The organism is Micropruina sp., from assembly GCF_047602385.1.
Lineage (GTDB): Bacteria > Actinomycetota > Actinomycetes > Propionibacteriales > Propionibacteriaceae > Micropruina.
In genome coordinates this window covers 393,561-419,025 of record NZ_JASGHL010000005.1, presented here as the reverse complement: position 1 = coordinate 419,025, position 25,465 = coordinate 393,561, and the positions used below count along the sequence as shown (strand labels likewise).

Sequence of the window (25,465 nt, the reverse complement as noted above, 5' to 3'; positions counted from 1 at the left end):
AAAGGCGGCCCGATGGCCCTCTCCACCTCACGCCCAATCCCGCGACTGCGGCGACTCCTCACCGCCACGGCGGTCGTCGGCGCGTCCGCGGCACTGCTCGCGCCCGTCGGCGTCACGCCGGCCCAGGCTGCGGCGCCGTATCCGAGTGACACCAAGCCCGATCTGGTCGCCCCGCTCAGCGGCTACAGCTCGCTGTGGCAGACGTCCGGGTTGAATGACCTGCACGGGACCGTCAAGAACAGCGCGACGCTGCAGTGGAACGACCGGGTGACCAGCTGGATCAACCAGCACGCCACCAAGGCGCAGCAGTTCCGGGCGCTGCAGAACGCCGCCTACCTGAACTCGGACGGCAGCGGCTACGACCAGTCCAACTCGATCGCCGACGGCCTCGGCCAGAAGCTTGGGCGCCTCTACGCCCATGGCCGGATCGATGGCGCTCTGCCCAAGGTGGCCGCGCTGATCAACAGCTCGTCCGGCACCGCCGGTGGGTACGTCAGCACGACCAACGCCAAGGCCGCCTTCAGCTACCCGCGTCCGTTCCTGAACGTGGACCCGAGCGCGCCGAAGGTCGAGGGCGACACGGACGCCTGCGCCCCCAGCAAGGTGAACGGCTCGTCGTTGGCACCCATCCGGAAGGGCAAGAGCTGGGCCGACGCGAAGGGCAATCTGAAGATCACTCGGGTCCCGGCGACGGTCGACACCACCCACACGTTCGCCGGCACCGACGTCACCCTCGACCCGATCTACGGCGAGGCGGGGTTGTGCACGGGCGGTTCGTACCCGAGCGGGCACACCACGAGTGCCTACGAGGCCGGAATCACCCTGGCCACGCTGCTGCCTGAGCTGGCTCCGCAGATTCTCGCCCGGGCGTCCGAGGCCGGAAACAACCGGATCGTGCTCGGCGTGCACTACGCCCTCGACATCATCGGCGGCCGGATCTCCGGCCAGGTGGCGCTCGCGTCGCGCTGGTCCGATGCGAAGTTCCGCACCGAGGTGCTGGCGCCGGCCCGCGCGGAGCTGGTCGGCTACCTCGAGGCCAAGTGCGGGGCGCGGCTGGCCACCTGCATCGCAAGCGACACGCCCTACCTGAACAACTCCTACGGCGGCGCGACCATCCCCGGCGGCAGCAAGCAGCGGGTCACCGATCGCAGCTCGGCGCTCAAGGTGTACACCGAGCGGCTGTCCTACGGGTTCGCGCCGGTCTTCTCGACCCGGCTCTCGCCCTCGGTGCCCAAGGGCGCCGAGGCGCTGCTCCGGACCACCTTCCCGACGTTGAACAACAAGCAGCGCCGGTCGATCCTGGCGCAGACCGAGATCAGGTCCGGGCATCCCCTGGACACCACGCTGACCAGCCGGATCGGCACCGCCCCCGGTTCCTGGCAGCGGCTCAACCTGGCCGCGGCGATGTCGGCGTCCGTCGTCGTCCGAGTGGATGGCAGCGTGAAGGTGATCGGCGTCGGCGGCAAGGTGAAGGTCCGCCATCTGAAGCACTGAGTTGTGGAAGGGAGTGCCCGGCGTCCGCGGTGACGCCGGGCACTTCTGCGTGCATGCGGGTCTCGACAGGCTCGACCAACGGGCCTGGGTCTCGACGAGCTCGATCAACGGGGGTGGGTCTCGACAGGCTCGACCAGCACGTGCCACGTTGATAACAAGAACGATTGTCATTAGTATCCTCGGCGTCGAAGGGGGATCTGATGAGGCATGCCGTGCACGTGCGCGGCCTGAGTGTGCGGACGGCGTCCGGCACCCGGCTGGTCGATGACATCTCGTTCACCTTGGACGAGGCGGAGCGGGTCGCGCTGGTCGGGGCGTCCGGCTCGGGGAAGTCGCTGACTGCCGCCGCGGTGCTGGGCACGCTGCCGGTGACCCTGAACGCGTCCGGCGCGATCAGCGTCTGCGGCTGTGAGGTGCGGCCCGGACGGCTGCCGCGCTCGCGCGCCGGGGTCGCCGCTGTCCATCAGGATCCGAGCACCGCGCTCAACCCGTTGCTGCGGGTCGGCGACCAACTGGCACGGGTGCTGCGTTCCCACGGCACCCGGGCGTCGGTGGCATCGTCGGTGGCCGCAGCGCTACTCGCCGATGTGGGCTTCGACGATCCGGACACGCTGCTGTGGCGCTACCCGGCGGAACTCTCCGGCGGCCAACGGCAACGGGTCTGCCTGGCCATCGCGCTCGCGTGCCGGCCCAAGCTGCTGGTCGCCGACGAGCCGACCACCGCCCTCGACGTGGACACTCAGGAGCAGGTACTGGATGCGATCGAACGCGTCCGGCAACGACACGGCACGGCTCTGATGCTGATCACCCACGACCGCCGGGTGGCCGCCACCCGGACGGACCGGGCGATCCGGATGGCGCAGGGCCGGCTGATCGACGGCGAGGCGGACGGGTGAGCATCCAGGAGATTCCGGCCGCCTCGGCCGAGCAGGCGTCGGCGACCGGATCCGCGCTGGTCGCCGACGACCTGCGGTTCCGGTTCCCGCCCCGGCCGGGTTCGCCGTCCGGACACCTGGTGCTCGACGGGGTCAGCCTGCGGGTCGGCAGTGGCGAGCGGGTCGGCCTGGTCGGACGCTCCGGCTGCGGCAAGTCCACCCTGCTGCGCATCCTGCTCGGCCTGGCCGCCCCGGACGCCGGCGCCGTCCGTTTCGACGGCGAAGAGATCCGGCCCGGGCCACTGGCCTCGCTGCGCGACTACCGGCGGCGCGTCCAGCTGATCCCGCAGGATCCGGCCGCCTCGCTGGTGCCACGGCTGAGCGCCGAACGCAACGTGCTGCTTCCGCTGAACCGGCTGCAGGCCCCGGAGCCCCGGCTCGAGATCGCCCGCTGGGCGCTGCAGCGGGTCGGTCTCGGCGAACAGTTCTGGCGACGCCGTCCCCATGAACTCTCCGGCGGACAGGCGCAGCGGGTCGCGGTAGCCCGCGCGCTGGCGCTGCGGCCGGCGATCCTGCTCGCCGACGAGCCGGTCAGCGGGCTCGACCACGACCTGCGCGACCAGGTGCTCGACCTGCTGCACGAGCTGAGCCTCGACGCCGACGCCCTCGATGCCGGTGGAAGTGGCGCCGGCAAGGGCGGACGCCGGCTCGGCGTGCTGTTCGTTTCGCACGATCCCGAAGCGGTCGCCCGGCTCTGCGACCGCACCCTGCTGCTCGCCGACGGCCGGCTCGCCGAACCTGCCACAGCCTCCATCGAAAGGACCCCATGACTGACTCCGCGCCCGCCCGCGCCGCCCGACCCGGTTCCGTTCGCGGACCGGCGACCCGGCTGCTCGCCGGCCTGGCCTGCCTGACCTTGTTCGGCGGATGCTTCAATGCCACCGCCACGGCTCCCCAGAGCCAGGGCAGCGGCAAGCGGATCGCGCTCGCCATGCTGCAGCCGCCGCGCTCCGGGCTGACTCCGCTCAGCGACGACGCGTTCAAGCTGTCCCGCTGGGCGACCGCCGAAACGCTGATCATGCTGGACGCCAACGGCGAGGCGCAGCCCGGGCTGGCCACCGAGTGGAAGCAGACCGCACCCAAGACCTGGGTGTTCACCATTCGGCAGGGCGTGAAATTCCACGACGGCACCGACCTGACCCCCGAGCGGGTCGCCGCGTCGCTGACCGCCGCCACCAAGGCCAGCCCCAAGCCGCGGATCCTGGACGGCGTCACGCTCACCATCACCCACGACGCGTCCACCGTGACCATCGCCACCGCGACGCCCGACCCGCTGGTGCCGCAGCGCATGTCCAGCCCGCAGCTGGTCATCCTGGCCGCCAAGGCCTACGCCGGCAAGGCGGTCACACCGGTGGGCACCGGCACCGGGCCGTTCGAGTTGACCGCCGTCAACGGCACCAGCAGCGCCACCTTGCAGCGCTTCGACGGCTACTGGGGCACCAAAGCGCTGGCGACCGGCATCGACGTCAACTTCGTTCCGGACGGCGCCGCCCGGGCCGCCGCGCTGCGCACCGGCACCGCCCAGGTGGTCGAGGCCGTCCCGGTCGGGCAGGCCGCCAGCGTCGACCAGGCGCTGATCCACGAGGTGCCGATGCCGCGCACCAACACGCTTTACCTGAACACCAAGAAGGGGCCGTTCGCCGACCCGGCGGTGCGTGCCGCCGCCCGCGCCGCCATCGACCGGGCACGGCTGGTGCGCGACGTCTACGAGGGTCGCGCCGACATCGCCGAGGGCCTGCTCGGGCCGGCGCTGCCCTGGATGGCGGGCCAGCGAAACGAGGCCTACAAGGGGCTTCGCGACGGTCACAGGGCCGAGCCGGCCAAAGTGGACAAGGTGAAGATCACCCTGGGCACCTTCACCGACCGGGCCGAACTGCCCGAGGTCGCCGTCCTGCTCGAACAGCAGCTGGAGGCGGTCGGCTTCGAGGTGACTCAGGACGTCCGGGAATACCAGTACATCGAGGCCGATGCCCTCGACGGCGACTTCGACGCGTTCATCCTGTCCCGCGCCACGGTGCTCGACTCGGGCGACCCGGTCGCGTACCTCTACAGCGACTTCGCCTGCGAGGGATCGTTCAACATCTCCCAGTTCTGCGACAAGGAAGTGGACGCCGCGCTGAAGGCGGCCGCCGCGGCGCCGGCCGGCGAGCAGCGCCGGGCCGCGATCGCCAAGGCCGAGGCGCTGATCCTCGGCAACGACGCGGCGGTGCCGATGCTGCACGAACGGGTCATCCAGGGCGAGGCGTCCGGAGTGACCGGGGTCGAGCGCGACCCGCGCGAGCGTGCCCTGCTCACCGCCAAGTCCACGGTCGGTTCGTGACCGCGGTCGCCGAGCGTTCCAGGGCGACCGGCCCGGCCGCCCGGGCGCTGCGGACCTGGGCGCTGGGCTCGGGGGTGGTTGGCGTCTCCCGGGCGGCGGCGATCCTGGCGCTGGTGGTGTTCCTCGGGCTGCTGCCCTGGCTGTCCGGCAACGGCGCCGAGTACACCATCCTGCGCGCCCGCTACGCCGACCTGGAGGTGACGCCGGAGAATCTGGCGATGGTGCGCGCCGAACTCGGTCTCGACCGTGGCCCGCTGGTGATCTTCGCCGACTGGGTGGGCGGCCTGCTGCACGGCGATGCCGGTGACTCCTGGATCACCGGGACGCCGGTGCTGCCCGGCGTGCTGGCGGCGCTCGGAGTGTCGCTGACGCTGATGCTGTTCGCCCTGGCCGTCGCGGCGGTGGTCGCCGCGCTGATCAGTCTGCCGGCTCTGCTGGCCGGCGTCCGAGGGGTGCCCCGGCGCGGGGCGGGCGCCGTCGCGGCGATGCTGACGGCACTGCCCGAGTTCGTGCTGGCCGCGCTGTTGCTGCTGCTCGGCGCGGTCTGGCTCGGCTGGTTCCCGCCGTACGGCTGGAACGGCCCGCTCTACGCGGTGCTGCCGGCGTTCGCGCTGGGCCTGCCGGCCGGTGGGCTGATCGGACGCCTCGTCTCCGACGCCCTCGCGGACGCCGCCGCGGAACGCTGGGTCACCACCTGGACGCTCGCCGGGCTCAGCCGGGCACGGGTCGCGGCCGGCATCGTCCGGCGCGCGCTGCCGTCCGTGCTGGGTCAGGTCGGCCTCGCGTTGGTCGGGCTGACCGGAGGAGCGGTCGCGGTCGAGGAGGTGTTCGCCATTCCCGGCCTGGGTCGCGCCACCCTCGGGGCCGCCAGTTCGCAGGACCTGCCGGCGCTGCAGGCCGGCGTGCTGGCCCTGGTTCTGGTCGCGGTGGCCGCCGGCGTGGTCGTCCAAGTGCTCCGGCGGCTGTTGCTCGGCGGCTCGCTGCGGGCCGGCGCGATGGGCGTTGCCGCCGCGCCGACGGCGACCTCGAAGGCCGTCCGGTGGGTGCCGATCATCGGCTCGGCGCTGGTGATCGCCGTTGTCGCGTTGGGATTGCCGCGCAGCCCCTACGCCTCGGACTTCCACCGGCTACAGCCGCCGTCGCTGTCGCCGTGGCTTCCGTTCGGGGCGGACGCCAGCGGCCGCGACCTGCTTGCCCGGGTCGCCCACGGCGCGCTCACCACCGTCGGGACGGCGGTCGCGGTCACCCTGCTCTGCCTCGCCCTCGGCCTGGCGATCGGGCTGGTGCCGCGGCTGGCCACCGGTCCGATCGAGGTCACCAACGCCGCACCGCCGGTGATCGCCGGCCTGTTGGTGGCCGCCGTCTGGGGACCGTCGGTGTTCGGCGCGGCGATCGCGGTCGCCGCAGTGAGCTGGGCGCCGCTGGCCGCACACACCTCGGCGCTGCTGCAGGAGGAGCGCGCCAAACCGTACGTGGCGCTGCTGCCGGTGCTCGGCGTCGGACGCGTCCGGATGCTGTGGCAGTACCTGCTGCCCGCCGTCTGGGGACCGGTGTTCCGGCACGCGATGCTGCGGCTGCCCGGGATCGCGCTGGCGCTGGCGTCCCTGGGCTTCCTCGGCCTGGGTCCGCGGCAGCCGACCCCGGAGTGGGGCCTGGTGGTCAGTGAAGGCATCGGCTACCTGGAGCGCGCCCCGTGGGCGGTGCTCGCCCCCACCGCCGCGCTGGTGGTGACCGCGATGATCGCCGTGGGCCTGGCCGCCGACCGGGACTGAGTGTTTCGGGGCCGGACGAGCTCACGGACACCACCCCGCCGGGGCCTTGCGGAGAGATCCCGAAACGGCTTAGGTTTCCTGCCAGTCCCGGCAATCCCTCCTCCGGGACCCGTCGAAGGAGACAACCATCATGAAGCCATTCATCTCGCGCGCCGCGCTGGCCGCCGCGCTCACGCTGGCCGCCGGCACGCTCAGTGCCGGCGCGTCCGCCTCGGGCGCCGTCCCCCAGCGTGCCGCCGCGCCCGAGTCGGGTCAGCAAGCGGCGTCCCCGGCGATCGTCCTGCCCGAGCATCCGCACGGGCAGCATGACCGCACTGTCACGATCTATCTCACCCGGCACGGCCAGACCATTCTCAACACGCTGGAGCGGGTGCAGGGCTGGATCGACTCGCCGCTGGTCGTCGGCACCAACCGCGACGGCTCCGTGCTGGACGCGCGCATTCTGCCGGTGACGGTGGGCACGAACGTCCGCGCCCGCGACGGACGGTTCGACGCGGCGTACTCGGCGGATATGAAGCGCCACCAGGAGACCGCCCGCTACCTGCTCGAAGGCGCCCGTCAGAAGCTGAAGATTAGCAAGGACGCCGGCTTGCGCGAGGTGAACTTCGGCAAGTACGAGGGCGCCGAGAACAAGGAGATGTGGACCGACATCGTCGAGCACCTCGGCTACACCGTCAACCACGACGCCCCCGCCACCGCACCGGTGGACACCACCGGACAGAACGGCGGCTGGCAGACCATGCAGCTGCTGGCGGTGAACGAGAAGGGTGTCGCGGCGCTGATGGCGGCCATGAAGGAACTGGCCGAGACGCCGACCGAGACCGGTGTCACGCTCCCCGCCGAGAACTGCACCGACGTCAGCAAGCGGATGATGGCGTCGCTGAACAGCATCGCCAAGAAGGCCGTCCGGAATCACGACAAGCGAGTGCTGGTGGTCTCCAGCGGCCTGTCCATCACCTGCGCCGTCGACTCGCTGGGCACCCGGGTGACCACGGCCATCTCCAACGTCGCGATCAGCAAGCTGGAATACACCAAGGGCGTCTGGACGGTGAAGTCGGTCGGCGACACCAGCTACCGCCAGTGACCGTCGGCGCCGCGCCCGGGCGTTGAACCACGAGGCCCCCGCAGCACGCGCTGCGGGGGCTCGTCGCCGAGCGGCCCCGTTGGGTAGTCGAACTGCGCCATCGCCCCTCGAGCACGGCGTCCGCCTGGTCTGTGAGGGCTGACCGTCGAGGTCGCATCTGTATCCCTTGGTCGTCTGGTGAGCAACTGCGTGCGGTCGGTGGCGGCCCTCGCGTAGCGTGACGCCAGCCGGCGGCGAACTGCCGGCCCCGAAAGGAGCAGTGAGATGAAGCGCACACTCGGAGTGGGCCTGGCGGCACTCAGCCTGACGCTCGGCAGCGTGGTCCTGACGGCTCCGCAGGCGGCGGCCGCGGTGGCGCCGTCCTGCGTGAAGCACATCGATTCGGGACGTAGCTGGGGCTTTCCCTGGGTCAAGATCCGCAACGACTGCAAGTCCACGCAGCGGGTGAAGATCATCTGGGCGTTCGCGCCGGACCGCGAATGCAAGACCCTGGCGCCGGGCAAGACCTTCAAGCACTCGACCGGGGTCGCGGGACGCTTCGACGGCATCAGGAGCTGCTGACCGGTGCGATTGCGGTCCGCCCCGCTCATCGATGAGTTCGCGGGCACCCGCTCACTGCGTCGGTAGCCCGGCGAACTCGCGCACGGTTTCGATGCTGTCGGCCTCGGCGGCGGTCTTGTCGTCGCGATAGCGCAGCACCCGGGCGAAACGCAGCGCCAGCCCGCCGGGGTAGCGGGTGGAGCGCTGAAGGCCGTCGAAGGCGATCTCGACCACCTGTTCGGGGCGTAGGTACACCGTCCAGTCGTCACGGTGGTCCTCGAGCGCGAGGAAGCGTTCGGTCTGCCAGGCGAGCATCGCGTCGGTCATGCCCTTGAACGTCTTGCCCAACATGACGAATCCACCGGTGGCCGGGTCGCGGGCGCCCAGGTGAATATTGGACAGCCAGCCGCGCCGGCGTCCGGACCCCCATTCGACCGCCAGCACCACCAGGTCGAGGGTGTGCACCGGTTTCACCTTCACCCAGGACGAGCCGCGGCGTCCGGCCTCATAGGACGCGTCGAGCGCCTTGACCACGACCCCCTCGTGACCGGACGCCAACACTGCCGTGGTGAACCGCTCGGCGACCGCCGGGTCGTCGGTGATGATCCGGCCGACCCGGGCGGACTCGGGCACCAACTCGGCCAGCCGGGCCACCCGCTCGCGTCCAGGCAGATCGAGCAGTTCCTCCTCATCGAGGGCGAGCAGGTCGAAGAAGTACGGCGTCATCGGCGTCCGGCCGCGCAGCGCTTCGGCGTCGCTGCTCATCGATCGGGCAGCCGTCTCCTGGAACGGCCGCGGACGGCCGTCGACGGCCAGCGCGAGCGCCTCGCCGTCCAGGATCAGCCGTCGCGCGGGCAGCGCCGCCACCGCCTCGACCACGTCGGGCAACCGGTCGGTGACCTCGTCCAGGCTGCGGGTGAAGACCCGGATGTCGTCGCCGTCGCGGTGTACCTGGATGCGGATGCCGTCCAGCTTCGCTTCGACCGCCACCTCGCCGGGCATCGCGGCCATCGCCTCATCGACCGATTTGGCGCTGGCCGCCAGCATCGGCTTGATCGGACGTCCCACCACGAGCCCGATCCGGGCCACCGCGTCGGCGTCGCCACTGAGCGCGGCCACCGCCACCGCGGGGGTGGTGCCGGCCAGCATCACCGCCCGGCGGATCACCCCGGCCGGCACCCCGGACGCGCTGATCACGGCGTCGACCATCACCCCCTCCAGGGCGCCCTGCCGGGTCTCGCCGGTGATCAGCCCGGCCAGCCAGCGCTGCTCGTCGGCGGTCGCGCGTCCCATCAACTCGTCGAGCCGGGCCTTGCGGGCGGTCTGCGACCCGGGCCCGGAGAGCTCGGCCAGTTCGGCGAAAACGGCATCGACCTCGATCACTGTCAGCGACGCCTCGGCGGCGGCCGGCACGGTGGCGCGGGCCGAGCGCCAGCCCACCCCGGTGCGGCGCTGCCGCAGTGCTCCCGACAGGTAGCTGGTGACGATCTCGATCTCGTCCGGCGCGGCCCGGCGCAGGGTCGCGGCCAGCGCGGCCACCTTCGCGAGCCGGGAGCGGGTCGCGGCGACCTCCGCCGAGGTGGTGACGAGTTCAGCCAGCAGCATGGCGACCATTGTGCAGGCGCGCACCGACAGAATCGGGAGTGGCGGCTCGGGACGCGAGCAGCCGACGGTCCGGGCGCCTCCGGGAACCGGGCGGCTACGCTCGCCTTCGAACCCCAGCGGATAGGCACCACACCCAATGACGATCCTCGCCGGCGCAGGCGCCCCGCGGGCGCGGGACTGGCGTCCCGCGTGGCCGTGCCCGGTGGGATCGGTCTGGGCGCACTGGCGCAAAGGCGCCGGCGACCCCAGCTACCGGATCGAGGCCGGACGCCACTGGCGCGGCATCCGCACCCCGATCGGCCCCGCGACCCTCGCCGTCCGGCCGCTGGACGCCGCCGGGGTGATCCGGGCCGAGGCCTGGGGCCCGGGCGCCGACTGGGTGCTCGACCGGTTGCCGGCGATGCTGGGCGCCGACGACGACCCGTCCGGTTTCGACCCGCGACACCCCCAGGTCGCCCAAGCGCTCAAGCAGCATCCGCACTGGCGGCTGGGACGTGGTGGCCTGGTCTGGCAGGCGCTGTTGCCGGCGGTCATCGAACAGAAGGTCACCGGGCAGGAGGCGTTCGGCGGCTTCCGCCGTCTCGTCCACTTCTACGGCGAGCGCGCTCCTGGGCCGGGTGCCGGACTGCGGCTGTGGGTGCCGCCCGGCCCGGACGTCGTCCGGCTGATCCCGTCGTGGCAGTGGCTGAAGCTGCACATCGACCCGGCCCGCTCGCGGACCCTGATGCACTGCGCGCGACTCGCCGACGCACTCGAACGCACCCTGGCGGTCGACTCCGACGAGGCGGACCGGCGGTTGCGGTCCCTGCCTGGCATCGGTGTCTGGACGTCGGCCGAGGTCCGCTTCCGCGCCCACGGGGACGCCGACGCGGTCAGTTTCGGCGACTACCACATTCCGAACGAGATCGGGCACGCGCTACTCGGCCACGACCTCGACGACGACGCCCTCGCCGAACTGCTGGAGCCGTACCGGCCGCACCGGCACCGGGTGCAGGCGCTGCTCGGCACCCGCCGCTGGCGCGAACGGCACGGGCCACGACTGGCGCCGCGTACCCATCTGTCGGCCGAGTAGATCGACCCATCCGGCCACCGCGTCGCCGACCCGCGGAATTCAACATCGGCCCGATCCGGAGCTGTCCGTCCGGGCGGCGTTTCTTTGAAGTGTCGCAGGGAGCCCGTAATGTGCCCGGCATGGCTTTGACACCGCTGGCACTGCCGGCCGACGACTGGCTCACCTGGCTCGACGAACGCGGTGGAGGTCAACTCGATGCGGCGCGAACCAGTGTCGCAGCCCTAGTCGGCACCCAACCGGGCAGCCTGCGCATCCTGCAGCTGTGGAACGACGCCGCGATCGCGCTGCGGAACGCCGGCGGGGTGGCCGAACTGCTGTCGTCGGTGCATCCCGACGCGGACGTGATCGAGCGGGCCGAGCAGATCGAGGTCGAGGTGCAGAAATTCTCCACCGACCTGCATCTGGACACGGAGGTGTTCCGTGCCCTCAGCTCGGTCGCGCCCGACACCCTCGACGACGACGGACGCCGGATGCTGGCCAAGGCGCTGCAGGCCTTCCGCCGCTCCGGCGTCGACCGGGGCGACGACGTCCGCGAGCAGGTACGGCAGCTCGAGGCCCGGCTGACCGAGCTCAGCCAGGCGTTCTCACGCAACATCAGGGACGGCCGTCGCGAGACCAGGGTGCCGGTGAGCGCGCTCGCCAGCCTGCCCGAGGACTATGTGGCGGACCATCCCGCCGACGCGGACGGGCTGGTGGTGGTCTCCACCGACTACCCCGACGTGCTGCCCTTCCTCACCTTCTGCACCGATGCCGAGGCCCGGCGTGCCGTCGCCACGACCATGTTCGGCATCGCCTACCCCGACAACGACTCGGTGTTGTCCGAGTTGCTGCAGACCCGGCACGAGCTGGCCACGCTGCTGGGTTACTCCGGTTGGCCCGACTACGACGCCGAGGTCAAGATGATCGGCTCCGGCGAGGCCATCGCGACCTTCATCGACACCGTCAGCGCCGAGGCCGGGCCGGCCGGTGCCCGCGAGATCGCGATCCTGGAGGCCCGGGCGGCCGCCGAGGGCGAGGCGGTCATCGACGCGTCCAACTGGCGGCACTTCTGCGAGCTGGTCAAACGCGAGCAGTACGGCGTCGACGCCCACGAGGTCCGCCGCTACTTCGACTTCGGGAAGGTGCACGACGGTCTGCTGCAGATCACCGGCCAGCTGTTCGGGCTGCGCTTCACCGCGGTCGACGACAGCGTCGTGCGCCCCTGGCATCTCGACGTGACCAGCTATGACGTGGGCTTCGCCGACAGCGAGGAGACGATCGGACGGATTCACCTCGACCTGCATCCGCGCGACCGCAAGTACAACCACGCCGCGCAGTTCGACCTGGTCGCCGGCGTTCGCGACCGGCAGCTGCCCGAAGGTGTGCTGGTCTGCAACTTCCCCCGCGGCTTGATGGAGCACCGCGATGTGGTGACGCTCTTCCACGAGTTCGGGCACCTGATCCACCACCTGCTCGGCGGCGCACAGAACTGGGTGCGGTTCTCCGGGGTGGCCACCGAATGGGACTTCGTCGAAGCACCCAGCCAGCTGCTCGAGGAGTGGGCCTGGGACGCCGGCGTCCTGCAGTTGTTCGCCACCGACGCGGACGGGCAGCCGATCCCGTCCGAACTTGTCGCCCGGTTGAAGGCGGCGGAGGAGTTCGGCAAGGGCTTCATGGCGCGTACCCAGATGTTCTACGCGGCGCTGGCCTACCGGTTCCACCTTGAGCGACCGGTCGATCCGACCGCGCTGATGCTTCGGCTGTACGACGAGTACAGCCTGGTCAAGCCGCTGCCCGACACCCATTTCTATGCCGGCTTCGGTCACCTTGCCGGCTACACCTCGGGCTACTACACCTACATGTGGAGCCTGGTCATCGCCAAGGACCTGTTCAGCGCCTTCGATCCGGGCAACCTGCTCGAGCCCGGCGTGGCGGCGCGCTACCGGGACGCCGTGCTGGCTCCGGGCGGCAGCAAGGACGCCGCCGATCTGGTCGCCGACTTCCTCGGCCGTCCGTACGACACCGAGGCGTTCGCCACCTGGCTCGACCGCTGACCCGTCGCGGCCCAGCCCCGCGCTTCCCTAGGGGAGCGCGGAGGTGGACGAGCGGACCCCCAGCCGATCAGGGTCAGTCGGCCAGTACCGCGTCCCGCAGCACACCGAGCGGCAGCGCACCCAGGTTCAGGGCTTCGGCGTGGAAGTCCTTCAGCGAGAACGCCTCGCCGGCCTGCGCGGACGCCTCGGCGCGCAACTGCTCCCAGAGTCGCTGGCCGATCTTGTAGGACGGCGCCTGGCCCGGCCAGCCGAGGTAGCGGTTCAGCTCGAAGCGGAGGAATTTGGCGTCCATGTTGACGTTGGCGCGCAGCAGCTCCCAGGCCTTCTCGGCGTCCCAGGTGCCACCGCCCCAGCGCTTCGGCGCCGGCTTGCCGAGGTGGACGCCGATGTCGAGCACCACCCGGGTGGCGCGCATCCGCTGGCCGTCGAGCAGGCCCAGCTTGTCGCCCAGGTCGTCCATGTAGCCGAACTCCTCCATCAGCCGTTCGGCGTACAGCGCCCAGCCCTCGCCGTGCCCGGAGATCCAGCAGACCAGCCGCCGCCACAGGTTCAGCTCGGCCCGGTTGTAGACCGCCTGGCCGATCTGCAGGTGATGGCCGGGGACCCCCTCGTGATAGACGGTGGTCTTCTCGCGCCAGGTGTTGAAGGTCTCCACGCCGGGCGGCACCGACCACCACATCCGGCCGGGCCGGGAGAAGTCGTCGGAGGGGCCGGTGTAGTAGATGCCGCCGTTCTGGGTCGGGGCGATCATGCACTCGATCCGCTGCACCTCGCGCGGAATGTCGAAGTGGACGCCGCCGAGTTCCCGGACGGCCTCGTCCGCGGTCTCCTGCATCCAGGCCCGCAACGCGTCGGTGCCGGTCAGCCGGCGAGCCGGGTCGGCGTCGAGGACGGCGACCGCGTCCTCGATCGAGGCTCCCGGCCCGGCGATCGCTTCGACCACGGCGTCCTGCTCGGCGGCGACCCGATCGAGTTCCTCCAGCCCCCACTCGTAGGTCTCGTCGAGGTCGACGGTGGCGCCCAGGAAGTACCGCGACCACAACTGGTAACGGTCCCGGCCGGCGGCGTCGGCCGCGGGCGCGTCCGCGGCCAGGTCGCGCAGGAACTGCGTCAGCGTGCCGTAGGCCTCGGCGGCCGCGGCACCGGCCCGCTCCAGGTCGCCGCTCAGGGCGTCTGAGCTCGTGGCTCCGCGATGGAAGGTGGTGAAGAACGACGTTGCCGGCTCGGCCAGTTCGGCGGCATGGCTGATCCCTTCCTGCACCTGCAGCGCCGGCGGGATCTCGCCGCGCCGGACGCCTTCGCGCAGGCAGGCCAGGTAGCCGTCCACGGCCCGGGGCACGCCGGCCAGCCGGGAGGCGATGTTCGACCAGTGCTCGTCGGTGTCGGTGGGCATCACGTCGAACACGTCGCGGAAGCCCTGCAGCGGGGAGGCGATGTTGTTCAGGTCCCGGAACTGCTCACCGGCGGCGTGCAACTCCCGAGCCAGCCCGAGCCGCTCCCGCATCGCCGCGATGGTGACCCGGTCGACGGCGTCTCGGGGTGCCGCCGCGTCCAGCTTGGCCAGGGTGTCGGCGTTCAGGGCGTCCTCGGCGAGGTAGAAGTCGGGGTCGGCCTCGCTCATCCGGTGGTCGTAGCCGGTGAGCCCGATCTCGGTGGCGAAGACCGGGTCGAGTTCGGCGCGGGCCAGCGTGTAGGCGTCGGCGAGGGCGTCGACCTCGCTCGGTTCACGGGTAGTCATGGCTTTGACCCTACGCCCGGGCTCGGACAGTCCCGGCGGACGCCAGGTGAACCGCGGACAGCCAGCCGGTCTACACTGACCGACCCATGACCAGCGCCACCCGTGCCCGGCCGCTCCGCGCCGACATCCAGGGCCTGCGATTCGTCGCGGTCCTACTGGTCGTGGTCTACCACGTCTGGCTCGACCGGGTCTCCGGCGGCGTCGACATCTTCCTCGCACTCTCGGCCTACTTCCTGACCGCCTCGTTCGCCCGCAAACTCGACGAGGGTCGGCCGCTGGCCCTGGTCGGCTACTGGACCCGCACCTTCGCCCGGATCGTGCCGCTGGCCACCCTGACCATCGTGGCGGTGGTGGCCACCGCTCAATGGCTGCTGCCGATCGCGATCTGGCCCGACGTGCAGCAGCAGGCGATCGCCAGCGCGTTGTACCTGCAGAACTGGTGGCTCGCCGCCAATGACGTCAACTATTACGGCGGAGCGCCGATCCCGCTGCAGCATTTCTGGTCGTTGTCGATCCAGGGCACCGTCTTCCTGGCCTGGCCGCTGATCTTCGCGGCCGTCGCGTTGCTCGTCCGTTACCGTCCCCAACTCTCCGGACGCCGGCTGCTCGGCTGGGTGTTCGGAGCGATCTTCGTCGCCTCGCTGGCCTGGTCGGTGTGGATCACCGCCACCGACCAGGCGTTCGCCTATTTCGACACCCGGGCGCGGCTGTGGGAGTTCGCCCTCGGCTCGCTGCTGGCCCTGTTCGCCGGACGCGCCGGGGCGCTCGGCGTCCCCGGTGCCCGCTGGCGCACGGTGGCCGGCTGGGCGGCGCTCGCGGCGGTGCTGCTGGTCGGCGTGGTGGTGAACGTGCGCAACGCCTTCCCGGGCTGGATCGCGCTGCTGCCGCTGAGCGCCGCCGCCGTCCTGGTGCTGGTCGGCGACGATCCCGGACGCCGCGGCGTCGGACGGCTGCTCGGCCACCCCTGGCTGGCCGGGCTCGGCAACGCGTCCTACGCCCTGTACCTGGTGCACTGGCCGATCCTGATCGGCTACGTGGTAGCGAGCGAGAGCAGCCAGCCCGATCTGCTCGCCGGCGGCGTCATCATCGCGGTGTCGCTGCTGTTGGCGGTCGCGCTGCACCGGCTGATCGAGGTGCCGCTGCGCCGGCGGACGGCGTCCTGGCGGCCGTGGCGCGACGCCGTCCTGGTGGGGTTGTGCATCGCGCTGGTGCTGGGCACGGTGACGGGCTGGCGGCAGCTGCTCAGCGCCCAGGCCGAGCGGGCGAAAGTGGAACAACAGGCGCAGGCCGAGCAGGCCCGGCAGTACGCGCTGGCCCAGCATCCCGGGGCGCGGGTGCTCGACCCGTCCTTCCGCGCACCCACTCCGACCGTGCCGCCGATCCCCACCATCGCCGACATCCCCTACCAGTGGGCACTGGCCGGTCCCGCCTGCCCGGCCGCCTGGAGGCTGCCCACCCGGGCCCAGCAGCAATGCCAGGTGCTGACCGATCCGAGCCTCGACGACGCCGGCGCCGGCGGGGTGACCTCGGCGTCCGAACTGCCGCTGACCGTGCCCGAGGGCGTCACCCGGGTGCTGCTGGCCGGCAACTCGCACGTGCAGCAGTGGGCCACCGCGATCCGCGCGATCGGCCGGGAACGCGGCTGGCAGGTGCTGCTGATCTACGAACAGAACTGCTACCTGGCGCCGCCCGGCGACCCCGGCAACGAGTCCGAAAAGTGCGCGGACTTCTGGCCGGACGTCTTCGACGCGATCGAGCCGCTCGCCCCCGGCCTGTTGATCACCCTCGGCACCCGGTCGTCGTTGGACGGCGAAGAGGTGCTCGAAGCCGGGCTGGACACGCTGCAGGAGCACCTGCGGCCGGGACGCGTCGTGCTGGTGATGCGTGACACCCCGCGGACCGATCCGGGGCTGAGCCAGTGCGAGGCTGCCCGGAAACCCGACGACGCCCCGTGCGAGTCCGCCCATCCGATCCTGACCACGCCCGACCCGCTGGCGCCGCTGGCCAAGCGGGTCAAGGGGCTGAACGCCCTCGACCTGTCCGGGCTGGTGTGTCCCGAGCGGCTCTGCGTGCCCACCATCGGGAATGTGAGAGTGTGGATGGACCAGCATCACCTGACCAGGGACTATGTCGAGACGACGACGGACCTCGTCCGGGACAGGCTGATCCGGGCGATCGAAAGGGCGTGACGATGGAGATCTGGGCACACCGTGGCGCGAGTGCGCGGCAGCCGGAGAACACGATCGCCGCGTTCACCGCCGCGATGGAAGCCGGCGCGGACGGCGTCGAACTCGACGTGCAGCTCACCTCCGACGGCGTGCCGGTGGTGATCCACGACGAGAAGGTGGACCGCACCCACGACGGCACCGGCTGGGTGTCCGGATTCACCCTGGACCAGTTGCAGAAGCTCCGCTCGCTGCTCAAACCGAAGGCCGACCCGATGCTCACCCGGATCCCGACGCTGGCCGAGGTGCTCGACCTGCTGGCCGCCGGCAGTCAGCGGATCAACATCGAACTGAAGAACAGCGTCAAGCCGTACAAGGGCCTCGAGGGCAAGGTGCTGGGCCTGGTCCACCAGCGCGGGCTCGGCGCCCGGGTGGTGCTGTCGTCGTTCAACCACTACTCGCTGCAACGGTTGCGCGAGCGCGGCTGGACGGGCGAGTTGGCCGCGGTCCACGACGGCATGCTGCGCGAGCCCTGGCGGTACTTCCGCGAGCTGGACGTCCAGGCGGTACACCCGCCGCGGCACGTGCTGATGGTGCCGGGCTTCGTCACCCGGGCGCACCGGGCCGGCTTCCTGGTCCGGGTGTGGACGGTGAACAAGGCCGTCCAGCGGCAGCGCTGCCTGCGGCTCGGGGTGGACGGCATCTTCACCGACGTGATGAAGCCGGGACCGAACTGGTAGCCGGCCGCCGGCGATAGGTTGAGCCCATGACCAGCCCGTGGCGTCCGGAACTGTGGGACGAGGTCCCCGGCTTCTCCTTCACCGACATCACCTACCACCAGGCTCGGGACGTGCCCGCGGTGCGGATCGCCTTCGACCGTCCCGAGGTGCGCAACGCTTTCCGGCCGCACACCGTCGACGAGCTGTACGCAGCCCTCGATCACGCGCGGCAGGCGTCCGGGATCGGCTGCGTGCTGCTGACCGGCAACGGTCCGTCGGCCAAGGACGGCGGCTGGGCGTTCTGCTCGGGCGGCGACCAGCGGATCCGCGGGCGCTCCGGCTACCAGTACGCCGCGGGGGAGACCTCGGACACCGTCGACGCCGGTCGCGCGCAGGCCGAGGGCGGACGCCTGCACATCCTCGAGGTGCAGCGGCTGATCCGGTTCATGCCCAAGGTGGTGATCGCCCTGGTCAACGGCTGGGCGGCCGGCGGCGGCCACTCCCTGCACGTGGTCTGCGACCTGACCCTGGCGTCCGCCGAGCACGCCCGGTTCAAGCAGACCGACGCCGATGTCGGCTCCTTCGACGCTGGTTTCGGTTCGGCCTACCTGGCCCGCCAGGTCGGCCAGAAGGTGGCTCGGGAGATCTTCTTCCTCGGCCAGACCTACGACGCCCAGCGGGCCTACGAGATGGGCACGGTGAACAAGGTGGTGCCGCACGACGAGCTCGAGACCGTCGGCCTGGAGTGGGCCGCGCTGGTCTGCGGCAAGTCGCCGACCGCGCAGCGGATGCTGAAGTTCGCCTTCAACGCCATCGACGACGGCCTGATCGGCCAGCAGGTGTTCGCCGGCGAGAGCACCCGGCTGGCCTACATGACCGACGAGGCGGTCGAAGGCCGGGACGCGTTCCTGGAGAAGCGGCGTCCGGACTGGTCCCGGTTTCCGTACTACTACTGATCCGGCTGACCGCCACCCGGATTCGCCTGCTGCTCATCGTGGCGCCGAAACTCCTTGTCGAAGCCGCGAAACCGGGGCCGATGCGATTCGAGCCGCGACGGTCACGGCAGGGTGACCCGGACCGGTAGCCGCAGCGTGCGAGCGGCGGCCGGGCCGGCGGCGTCCAGTTCCTCGGCCAGCAATTCCATCGCGGCGGCGCCGAGCTCGCTGCCGTCCACGTCGATCGCCGGGGTGCGCGTGTCGCCGAGCGCGGCGGTGACGACGCTCTCGGTGGTCACCACCAGATCGTCCGGGACGGCGACGCCGCGGGCCCGGAGCGCGAAGATCAGGCCCAGCCCGACCTGGGTGGCGTAGGGGATCACCGCGGTCGCCGCACTGGTGAGGACGTCGTCGGCGGCCCCGGCCCCGGCGGCGAAGGTGGGTGGCACCGGGCCCAGCGCGGTCAGTTCGGCCCGGCCCGCGGCCTGCTCGGCGATCGACCGGCTGCGCTGGGCGTCCTGCCAGGATCCGCGCGGTCCGCCCAGGTAGGCGACCCGGCGATGACCGGCCTCGACCAGATGCCCGGCCAGCCGTCCGAACGCCGTGGCGGCATCGGCGATGACCGAGCGGACGCCGGCGATCTCGCGGTCGACCAGCACGGTCGGGCGAACCCGGCACAGCTGCCGGATGTGGTCGTCCGCACCGAGCGGAGCGGCCAGGATCAGGCCGTCCACCTGGCGGGCGAACCGCTCCAGGTCACGCACCTCGTCCTGGCTGATCAACGGGTTGGCGGTGATGGTGAGGTGTCGCTGCTGCGCCGCCGCCCGGCGCTGAGCGCCGACGATGATCGGCGTGAAGAACAGGTTGTCGAGGGTCGGCACGACGAGGGCGATCACGCCGGTGCGGCCGGTGACCAGCCCTCGGGCGGCACGGTTCACCGCGAAGTTGAGTTCGTCGGCGACCTGCCGGATCCGCTCGGCGGTGGCCGGCGCCACCAACTCCGGACGGCTGAGCGCTCGGGAGACCGTTGCCTTGGAGACGCCGACCCGGGCCGCGACGTCCGACAGGGTGGCCACGGCACTCCTCCCCGCGCGCCCCTCGGGCGTCCTGGCTTACTCTCGGCGACCCGGAGCCCGGCCGAAGGAGGGCGCCGTCTCGTAATCGTTACCCGAGACGGTACCGGTCGCCGCATGCATGGGATAGCTTTCCTGCGTCCGAATGCAAACGATTGCAGGATGACCCGGTCTCGGCGTCATCCAGGAGGGAGCTCGATGAGAAGCCGTGCCGTCCTGCTCCTCGTGCCCGGCCTGATCATCCTGGTGGTTGGCCTGATCGTCCCCGCGGTCAGCATGCTGTTCTTCCCGCGGCGCTCCGGGCCGGCGGAGGTGATGGCCGCCTTCGGCAGCTTCTTCACCGATCCGTTCATGCTGAGCATCCTGTGGCGGACGGTGTGGATCGGCCTGGTGGTCACCGGGCTGTGCGTCGCGATGGGCTTTCCGATCGCGTACATGCTGGCCCGCAGCGCCTCGCGCTGGGTCGGCCTGTGGCTGGCGCTGGCGATCTTCCCGCTGCTCCTCAGCAACGTGGTGCGGACCTTCGGCTGGCTGGTGGTGCTCGGCTCCCAGGGAGTGCTCGGCCGGTTGCTGACCGGGTCGCACCTGGTCGAGACGCCGCCGCAACTGCTGGCCAGCGAGTTCGCCATCGTGCTCGGCCTGATCCAGCTGTTCCTGCCGCTGGCCATCATCTCCAGCTACTCGGCGATCGCCCAAGTGGACGCCACCCTCGACGAGGCGGCCCGCAGCCTCGGCGCCGGACCGCTGCGCACCTTCTGGAGCGTCGTCGTCCCGCTGTCGCTGCCGGGGGTGATCGTGGCCGCCACCCTGGTCTTCGCCGGCTCGGTGACCGCGTACACCACGCCGTTCCTGCTCGGCGGGTCCAGCGACAAGATGCTCTCGACGCAGCTCTTCTACTACACCGACACCAACGTCGACTGGACGATGGCGGGTGCCGTCGCGCTGGTGATGACGATCCTGGTGTTCGGCGTGGCCACGCTGTCCAGCGCGGCCGGACGACTGGGGAGGACGCAGTGAAGAATCGTCATCCGGTCGCTCTCATCCTGGCGGTCATCGGTTACTCGGTGATGATCGTGCCGATCTTCTTCGTCGTGGCCATCTCGTTCAACGCCGGCGACACGCTGACCTTCCCGCCGGACGCCGTCTCGCTGCGCTGGTTCGCCGCCGCGCTCGGCCACGAGCGGTTCATCAGCGCGCTGCTGACCAGCCTGATCGTCGCCGTGGTGGCGACCTTCCTCGGCCTGGCGCTCGGGGTGCCGGCGGCACTGGCCCTGGCCAGAAGCAACATCCCGGCCAAGGCGGCGATCCAGAACGTGTTCTTCTCGCCGCTGATCATCCCCGAGCTGGTGCTGGGCGCCGCGCTCTACCAGCAGCTGGCGATCCCGCTGCGGCTGCAGAACTACCTGCCGGTGCTGATCCTCGGTCACACCATCTTGATGCTGCCCTACGCCGTTCGGGTCACCGGTGCCGCGCTGGCCAACCTGGACGGCCAGGCCGAGGAGGCTGCCCGGATGCTCGGCGCGTCCCCGGTGCGGGCCTTCTTCGATGTCACCCTGCCGATGCTGCGGCCCGGCATCTTCTCGGCGGCGCTGCTGTCGTTCATCACCTCGTTCAACAACGTCCCGCTGTCGCTGCTGCTGACCAAGGGCAGCACCACGCTGCCGATCGAGATGCTCGACTACGTCTCCCAGGGCATCGATCCGATGATCGCCGCCATGTCGACCATCGTGCTGGCCGGCACCGTGGTGATCGCGTTCATCGCCGAGCGGACCGTCGGCTTCGCCCAGATCTTCGGAGGGATCAACAAATGACCGTCCCCGCAGCCCAGTTCGTCAACGTCACCCAGACCTTCGGCGACGTGGTCGCCGTCGACGACATCTCTCTGGACATCGAGCACGGCAAGCTGACCACCCTGCTCGGGCCGAGCGGCTGCGGCAAGACCACCTCGCTGCGGATGCTGGCCGGCTTCGGCAAGCCGACGTCCGGGCAGATCTTCATCGACGGCGAGGAGTGCACCCGGCTGCCGCCGGAGAAACGCGGCCTCGGCATGGTCTTTCAGCAGTACGCACTCTTCCCGCACATGACCGTCCGCGACAACGTCGGCTATGGGCTCAAGCTGCGCAAGGTGCCGCTCGCCGAACGACGCACGCGGGTGGACGAGGCGCTGGAACTGGTTGGCCTCACCGCGCACGCCGACAAGCGGCCGCGGAAGATGTCCGGCGGTCAGCAGCAGCGGGTCGCGCTGGCCCGGGCGATCGCGATCCGGCCGCGACTGCTGCTGCTCGACGAGCCGCTGTCGGCGCTTGACGCCCGGCTGCGCGTCGAGATGCGTGCCGAGTTGCGCCGCATCCAGGCCGAGACCGGGCTGTGCGTCGTGCTGGTCACCCACGATCAGGACGAGGCGCTGGAACTCTCCGACCAGATGGTGGTGATGCGGGCCGGCACGATCGAACAGGCCGGGACGCCGCAGGCGGTGTTCAGCGCGCCGGCCAGCCGGTTCGTCGCGGAATTCCTCGGCTACGAGAACTTCCTCACCCTGGCCGACGGGCAGCGTGCCGCGATCCGCCCGGAGCGGCTGCACCTGGGCGATGTCGCCGGTGATGCCGTCCGGCTGCAGGCGACGATCACCGACGTCGCCTACCGAGGCGTCGACCTGCTGGTCACCAGCGAGGTGACCGATCCGTCCGGCGAACGGGTCCGGCTGGTCTCCGACGTCCGCGGTGTCGCCGCCGGAACCTATGCACCCGGCCAGACCGTCCAGCTCAGCATCGCGCCCGAGCACCTGATCGTGCTCGCCGGCTGATCCGGCGCGGACTCCCACAGTTTCAGAAACCCTCGAACCTTCGAAAGGTACCGACATGGCTCGCACCACAATGGCGGCGATCGCGGCAGCGGTTGCCGCCGCCGCATTGGCACTGACCGGCTGCGGAGGCAGCGCCGCACCGGCGGGATCCACGGCTTCGACCAAGACGCTGAAGGTGTCCACCTTCAGTTTCGGCGTCGAAGGCTTCACCGAGGCGGTGGTGAAGCCGTTCGAGGCCAAGACCGGGATCAAGGTCGAGGTGGTCACCGGCAAGAACGCCGAGCGGCTCAACGAGCTCAAGGCGACCGAGAACAGCGCCGGGGTCGACGTGATGGTGATCACCGACAACTTCGCCGCCCAGGGGCAGACCGACAAGCTCTTCGAGAAGGTCGACGCGGCCAAGCTGCCGGCCCTGGCCGAGGTCGCCGACTTCGCCAAGGGCTCCGACATCTACGGCCCGGCGACCACCTATCAGCTCAACGGCATCGTCTACGACAAGCGCAAGGTGTCCGCGAAGGACGCGGCCTCCTGGGACCTGTTCGGTGAGTCGGCGGTGGCCGGCAAGGTCGCGCTGCCGGACATCAGCGCAACCTCCGGCCAGCTGACCGTCTCGGGCCTCGGCACCACCTACGGCAGCGGACCCTTCGACTACGACACCGCGCTCGGCAAGCTGGCCAAGTGGAAGCCCGGGGTGTTGAAGTTCTACGCCTCGACCACCGAGGTGTCGAACCTGATGACTCAGGGCGAGATCGTCGCCGCCGCCTCGATCAGCGGCTTCGCCGCCGACCTGATCGGCAAGGACTCCAACTTCGCCTTCGCAGTTCCGGGCAAGGGCGCCTACCTGGCCACCAACCGGGCGATGATCCCGGTCGGCGCCAAGAACACCGACAGCGCCTATGCCTTCATCGACTACCTGTTGAGTGCCGACGCCCAGGCCGCCGCGCTGAAGGGTTACAACGACCTGCCGGTGAACACCAAGGTGAGCGTGCCGGAGTCGTTCGCCAAGATGCTCGGAGGAGCCGTCCCGGACCCGACCAAGGCGGGCTACTCGACCATCGACGCGGTGAAGGCGGCGTCCGAGTTCAAGACCCTGGCCGACCGGTTCGCGCGCGAGGTCACCGGCAGCTGACCGGCGCCGGTGGCGCTCGTCGAGACCACCCCGACGGGGCCGCGCCGGACGATTCCGGTGCGGCCCTCGCGGTTGGTTGAGCTTGTCGAAACCCTTGGCGGCGTCCCGACCGTCCAAGGCCTCGACAAGCTCGGCCGACACAGCTGACCCACCAAGGAGCGTCATGATCGACGCCGGCATCATCTCCCGGCTACCCAAGGTCGACCTGCATTGCCACCTGATCGGGGCGGTGGGGGCGTCCACGTTCGCCGAACTCGCCCGTCGCGAGCACCTTGCCTTGCCGGACACCCCGGAGCGGGTCTACGCCGACTGCAACTCGCTGCCGCCCGACCCCGAGTTGTACCGCGACACCCGGATCCCGGTGCCGCAAGGACGTTCCGCGGATGAGCCGGCGGTCTCCTACTCGCTGTTCCAGCTGTCCGGCTGGGTGACGCAGGTGCTGCGCGACGCCGACGACCTGACCCGGATCGTCTATGAGGCGTTCGCCGACGCGCACACCTCCAGCGCCACCCGGCACCTCGAGCTGTTCATCGACGAGCCGCGCGGACGGCTGGCCCGGCTCGGCTACCCGGCGCTGATTGACGCCTACGCCGAGGGCATCCGGCTCGCCGAGCGGGACTTCGGCATGTCCGGACGGCTGATCGCGGCGATCGACCGCAGCCGCAGCGCCGAGCAGGCGCTGGCCTGGGTGCGCACCGTGGTGGACCATCCGCACCAGTACCTGGCCGGGATCGGGCTGGACAATCTGGAAACCGTAGGACCTCCCGAACGCTTTGCGGACGCCTACCGGCTGGCGGGTGCAGCCGGGCTGGGCCGGACGGCGCACTCCTCGGAACATGTCCCGGGCGCGGCGAACACCATCACCTGCCTGGATCTGCTCGGCTGCGACCGGATCGACCACGGGTACTTCGTGCTGCAGGACGACGCGGTGGTGAAGCGGCTGCGCAGCCAGCAGACCCCGCTGACGGTGATCTCGACGACGTCGCGGCGTTCCTGGCGGCCGTGGCGGCGGGCATCCATCGCCGCCATGCTGGACGCCGGGCTGAACGTGATCGCGGCGTCCGACGACCCCGCGATGTTCCCGACCACCCTGGCCGCCGAGTACGGCATCCTCGCCGACGACCTAGCCGTGCCGTACCCGCGGCTACGGCAGATGGCGCTCGCCGGAGTGGACGCCTGCTGGCTTCCGGCGCCGGAGAAGGCTGCGTTGCGTGACCGGTTCGAGCGCGAGCTGGCCCTGCTGGACGCCGAACTCGCCGGCTGATCTCGCCGTTGGTCGAGCTTGTCGAGACCCGCTCAAGCACCGTTGGTCGAGGTTGTCGAGACCCGCTCATGCACCGTTGGTCGAGCTTGTCGAGACCCTTGCGTGGTCTGGTCCTGGTGGTGACGTTTGGGCCCACTCCGCTTCACGGTTACGTCACTGCCGGACCCGCGGGGGATCACTCCAGTCCGATCAGCTTGCGGACGGGCTCTGCTCCGGTCACGGTCAGCGCCGGCCCGCGGACCAGGGTGTCCGGGGTGAGCAGGTACTCGTTGGAACTGACCCAGGTGTCGTTCCTGGGCACCCGCTGGACGCCGTTGAGGCGGTAGCCGACCTTCTGACTGACCTGGTTCGAGGCCGGGTTGTCGGCGAACGCCGACGAGGTGATCTGCTCGAAACCGAGATGATCGAACAGGAAGGCGCACAGCGTCTGGCGCATCACGGTGCCGATGCCGCGGCCCTGGAACCGGCGTCCGAGCCACGAGCCGGTCTCGCCGGTGCGGGTGGCCAGGAAGCTCCGGGTGGCCACCCCCTGGGTGCCGACCAGTTCCCCGTGATGGCGGACGGCCAGGTCGAGGTCCCAGGCGTCCGCCGAGAACCGGGACCGAACGCCCCAGTGATGTTGCAGGTACTGCTGCTGAAAGCGCTCGGCGGGCGTCCGCGTCCACGGCTGCAGGAACGGCATCTCGTCCTCGCCGTGGACGCCGTCGGCGGCCAGGTTCGCCAGCGCGATCAGGGTGTCGTCATCCATCCCGGAGAAGCTCGATCGGCCCGGCGACGATCCGCA

21 protein-coding genes are annotated in these 25,465 nt (G+C 70.8%); 17 read left to right on the top strand and 4 right to left on the bottom strand.

Going from position 1 to position 25,465, the window contains the following annotated elements:
- Positions 1–12: 12 nt before the first annotated feature.
- From QM711_RS17470 to QM711_RS17440, 7 genes are all read left to right on the top strand, one after another.
- Positions 13–1,494, top strand: a complete 1,482-nt coding sequence (locus QM711_RS17470) for a phosphatase PAP2 family protein (RefSeq protein WP_415101678.1) — start codon at positions 13–15, stop codon at positions 1,492–1,494.
- 200 nt (positions 1,495–1,694) lie between these two features.
- Complete coding sequence (locus tag QM711_RS17465) at positions 1,695–2,390, top strand: dipeptide/oligopeptide/nickel ABC transporter ATP-binding protein (RefSeq protein ID WP_415101676.1); 696 nt, start codon at positions 1,695–1,697, stop codon at positions 2,388–2,390.
- Complete coding sequence (locus QM711_RS17460; RefSeq protein ID WP_415101674.1) at positions 2,387–3,199, top strand: ABC transporter ATP-binding protein; 813 nt, start codon at positions 2,387–2,389, stop codon at positions 3,197–3,199. Before QM711_RS17465 ends, QM711_RS17460 begins: the two co-directional genes overlap by 4 nt.
- A complete protein-coding gene (locus QM711_RS17455) occupies positions 3,196–4,749 on the top strand; it encodes an ABC transporter substrate-binding protein (protein ID WP_415101672.1) in 1,554 nt (517 codons plus the stop codon). Before QM711_RS17460 ends, QM711_RS17455 begins: the two co-directional genes overlap by 4 nt.
- A complete protein-coding gene (locus QM711_RS17450) occupies positions 4,746–6,521 on the top strand; it encodes an ABC transporter permease subunit (protein WP_415101670.1) in 1,776 nt (591 codons plus the stop codon). The genes QM711_RS17455 and QM711_RS17450 overlap by 4 nt, the downstream gene beginning before the upstream one ends.
- Before the next feature lie 130 nt (positions 6,522–6,651).
- Positions 6,652–7,605, top strand: coding sequence for a histidine phosphatase family protein (locus tag QM711_RS17445; RefSeq protein WP_415101668.1), 954 nt, complete (start codon positions 6,652–6,654; stop codon positions 7,603–7,605).
- Between the two features lie 264 nt (positions 7,606–7,869).
- The gene (locus QM711_RS17440; protein ID WP_415101666.1) at positions 7,870–8,166 is read left to right on the top strand and encodes a hypothetical protein; all 297 of its coding nucleotides are present in this window, start codon (positions 7,870–7,872) and stop codon (positions 8,164–8,166) included.
- Positions 8,167–8,217: 51 nt separating this feature from the next.
- On the opposite strand, the gene QM711_RS17435 is transcribed toward QM711_RS17440, so the two are convergent.
- Positions 8,218–9,750, bottom strand: a complete 1,533-nt coding sequence (locus QM711_RS17435) for an ATP-dependent DNA ligase (protein ID WP_415101664.1) — start codon at positions 9,748–9,750, stop codon at positions 8,218–8,220.
- Between the two features lie 136 nt (positions 9,751–9,886).
- Here QM711_RS17435 and QM711_RS17430 point away from each other — a divergent pair, with 136 nt between their 5' ends.
- Positions 9,887–10,822 (top strand): DNA-3-methyladenine glycosylase family protein, encoded by a 936-nt coding sequence (locus QM711_RS17430; protein WP_415101662.1) that lies wholly within the window; start codon positions 9,887–9,889, stop codon positions 10,820–10,822.
- Between the two features lie 119 nt (positions 10,823–10,941).
- Positions 10,942–12,855, top strand: coding sequence for a M3 family metallopeptidase (locus QM711_RS17425; RefSeq protein ID WP_415101660.1), 1,914 nt, complete (start codon positions 10,942–10,944; stop codon positions 12,853–12,855).
- 73 nt (positions 12,856–12,928) lie between these two features.
- On the opposite strand, the gene QM711_RS17420 is transcribed toward QM711_RS17425, so the two are convergent.
- Positions 12,929–14,593 carry a DUF885 domain-containing protein gene (locus tag QM711_RS17420; RefSeq protein ID WP_415101658.1) on the bottom strand — a complete coding sequence of 555 codons (1,665 nt, stop codon included), beginning with the start codon at positions 14,591–14,593 and terminating at the stop codon, positions 12,929–12,931.
- Positions 14,594–14,679: 86 nt separating this feature from the next.
- Here QM711_RS17420 and QM711_RS17415 point away from each other — a divergent pair, with 86 nt between their 5' ends.
- From QM711_RS17415 to QM711_RS17405, 3 genes are read left to right on the top strand one after another with little or no spacing between them, the layout of a single operon-like run.
- Positions 14,680–16,782 carry an acyltransferase family protein gene (locus QM711_RS17415; protein WP_415101656.1) on the top strand — a complete coding sequence of 701 codons (2,103 nt, stop codon included), beginning with the start codon at positions 14,680–14,682 and terminating at the stop codon, positions 16,780–16,782.
- Between the two features lie 2 nt (positions 16,783–16,784).
- Positions 16,785–17,498 (top strand): glycerophosphodiester phosphodiesterase, encoded by a 714-nt coding sequence (locus QM711_RS17410; RefSeq protein WP_415101654.1) that lies wholly within the window; start codon positions 16,785–16,787, stop codon positions 17,496–17,498.
- Positions 17,499–17,524: 26 nt separating this feature from the next.
- The gene (locus QM711_RS17405) at positions 17,525–18,433 is read left to right on the top strand and encodes a 1,4-dihydroxy-2-naphthoyl-CoA synthase (protein WP_415101652.1); all 909 of its coding nucleotides are present in this window, start codon (positions 17,525–17,527) and stop codon (positions 18,431–18,433) included.
- Between the two features lie 101 nt (positions 18,434–18,534).
- On the opposite strand, the gene QM711_RS17400 is transcribed toward QM711_RS17405, so the two are convergent.
- The gene (locus QM711_RS17400; RefSeq protein WP_415101650.1) at positions 18,535–19,488 is read right to left on the bottom strand and encodes a LacI family DNA-binding transcriptional regulator; all 954 of its coding nucleotides are present in this window, start codon (positions 19,486–19,488) and stop codon (positions 18,535–18,537) included.
- Between the two features lie 195 nt (positions 19,489–19,683).
- On the opposite strand from QM711_RS17400, the gene QM711_RS17395 reads away from it, so the two are divergent.
- The 5 genes from QM711_RS17395 to QM711_RS17375 all read left to right on the top strand — a co-directional run bounded on the left by QM711_RS17395 (position 19,684) and on the right by QM711_RS17375 (position 24,681).
- Complete coding sequence (locus QM711_RS17395; RefSeq protein WP_415101648.1) at positions 19,684–20,502, top strand: ABC transporter permease; 819 nt, start codon at positions 19,684–19,686, stop codon at positions 20,500–20,502.
- Positions 20,499–21,296, top strand: a complete 798-nt coding sequence (locus tag QM711_RS17390) for an ABC transporter permease (protein ID WP_415101646.1) — start codon at positions 20,499–20,501, stop codon at positions 21,294–21,296. The genes QM711_RS17395 and QM711_RS17390 overlap by 4 nt, the downstream gene beginning before the upstream one ends.
- The gene (locus QM711_RS17385) at positions 21,293–22,288 is read left to right on the top strand and encodes an ABC transporter ATP-binding protein (protein WP_415101644.1); all 996 of its coding nucleotides are present in this window, start codon (positions 21,293–21,295) and stop codon (positions 22,286–22,288) included. The genes QM711_RS17390 and QM711_RS17385 overlap by 4 nt, the downstream gene beginning before the upstream one ends.
- Positions 22,289–22,343: 55 nt before the next feature.
- The gene (locus tag QM711_RS17380) at positions 22,344–23,417 is read left to right on the top strand and encodes an extracellular solute-binding protein (RefSeq protein ID WP_415101642.1); all 1,074 of its coding nucleotides are present in this window, start codon (positions 22,344–22,346) and stop codon (positions 23,415–23,417) included.
- Positions 23,418–23,580: 163 nt separating this feature from the next.
- Positions 23,581–24,681: an adenosine deaminase family protein gene (locus tag QM711_RS17375; protein ID WP_415101640.1), complete on the top strand. Its 1,101-nt coding sequence runs from the start codon at positions 23,581–23,583 to the stop codon at positions 24,679–24,681.
- A gap of 175 nt (positions 24,682–24,856) precedes the next feature.
- Here the strand turns inward: QM711_RS17375 and QM711_RS17370 are convergent, their stop codons facing one another.
- Positions 24,857–25,429 (bottom strand): GNAT family N-acetyltransferase, encoded by a 573-nt coding sequence (locus tag QM711_RS17370; protein ID WP_415101638.1) that lies wholly within the window; start codon positions 25,427–25,429, stop codon positions 24,857–24,859.
- Positions 25,430–25,465 lie beyond the last annotated feature (36 nt).

Bases quoted from the DNA above. Each gene is read 5' to 3' on its own strand.
- QM711_RS17380 (WP_415101642.1), top strand. From the start codon at position 22,344: ATGGCTCGCACCACAATGGCGGCGATCGCGGCAGCGGTTGCCGCCGCC.
- QM711_RS17395 (WP_415101648.1), top strand. From the start codon at position 19,684: ATGAGAAGCCGTGCCGTCCTGCTCCTCGTGCCCGGCCTGATCATCCTG.
- QM711_RS17370 (WP_415101638.1), bottom strand. From the start codon at position 25,429: ATGGATGACGACACCCTGATCGCGCTGGCGAACCTGGCCGCCGACGGC.
- QM711_RS17375 (WP_415101640.1), top strand. From the start codon at position 23,581: ATGATCGACGCCGGCATCATCTCCCGGCTACCCAAGGTCGACCTGCAT.
- QM711_RS17470 (WP_415101678.1), top strand. From the start codon at position 13: ATGGCCCTCTCCACCTCACGCCCAATCCCGCGACTGCGGCGACTCCTC.
- QM711_RS17445 (WP_415101668.1), top strand. From the start codon at position 6,652: ATGAAGCCATTCATCTCGCGCGCCGCGCTGGCCGCCGCGCTCACGCTG.
- QM711_RS17435 (WP_415101664.1), bottom strand. From the start codon at position 9,750: ATGCTGCTGGCTGAACTCGTCACCACCTCGGCGGAGGTCGCCGCGACC.
- QM711_RS17405 (WP_415101652.1), top strand. From the start codon at position 17,525: ATGACCAGCCCGTGGCGTCCGGAACTGTGGGACGAGGTCCCCGGCTTC.
- QM711_RS17410 (WP_415101654.1), top strand. From the start codon at position 16,785: ATGGAGATCTGGGCACACCGTGGCGCGAGTGCGCGGCAGCCGGAGAAC.
- QM711_RS17420 (WP_415101658.1), bottom strand. From the start codon at position 14,593: ATGACTACCCGTGAACCGAGCGAGGTCGACGCCCTCGCCGACGCCTAC.
- QM711_RS17415 (WP_415101656.1), top strand. From the start codon at position 14,680: ATGACCAGCGCCACCCGTGCCCGGCCGCTCCGCGCCGACATCCAGGGC.
- QM711_RS17465 (WP_415101676.1), top strand. From the start codon at position 1,695: ATGAGGCATGCCGTGCACGTGCGCGGCCTGAGTGTGCGGACGGCGTCC.
- QM711_RS17440 (WP_415101666.1), top strand. From the start codon at position 7,870: ATGAAGCGCACACTCGGAGTGGGCCTGGCGGCACTCAGCCTGACGCTC.
- QM711_RS17425 (WP_415101660.1), top strand. From the start codon at position 10,942: ATGGCTTTGACACCGCTGGCACTGCCGGCCGACGACTGGCTCACCTGG.
- QM711_RS17430 (WP_415101662.1), top strand. From the start codon at position 9,887: ATGACGATCCTCGCCGGCGCAGGCGCCCCGCGGGCGCGGGACTGGCGT.
- QM711_RS17385 (WP_415101644.1), top strand. From the start codon at position 21,293: ATGACCGTCCCCGCAGCCCAGTTCGTCAACGTCACCCAGACCTTCGGC.
- QM711_RS17455 (WP_415101672.1), top strand. From the start codon at position 3,196: ATGACTGACTCCGCGCCCGCCCGCGCCGCCCGACCCGGTTCCGTTCGC.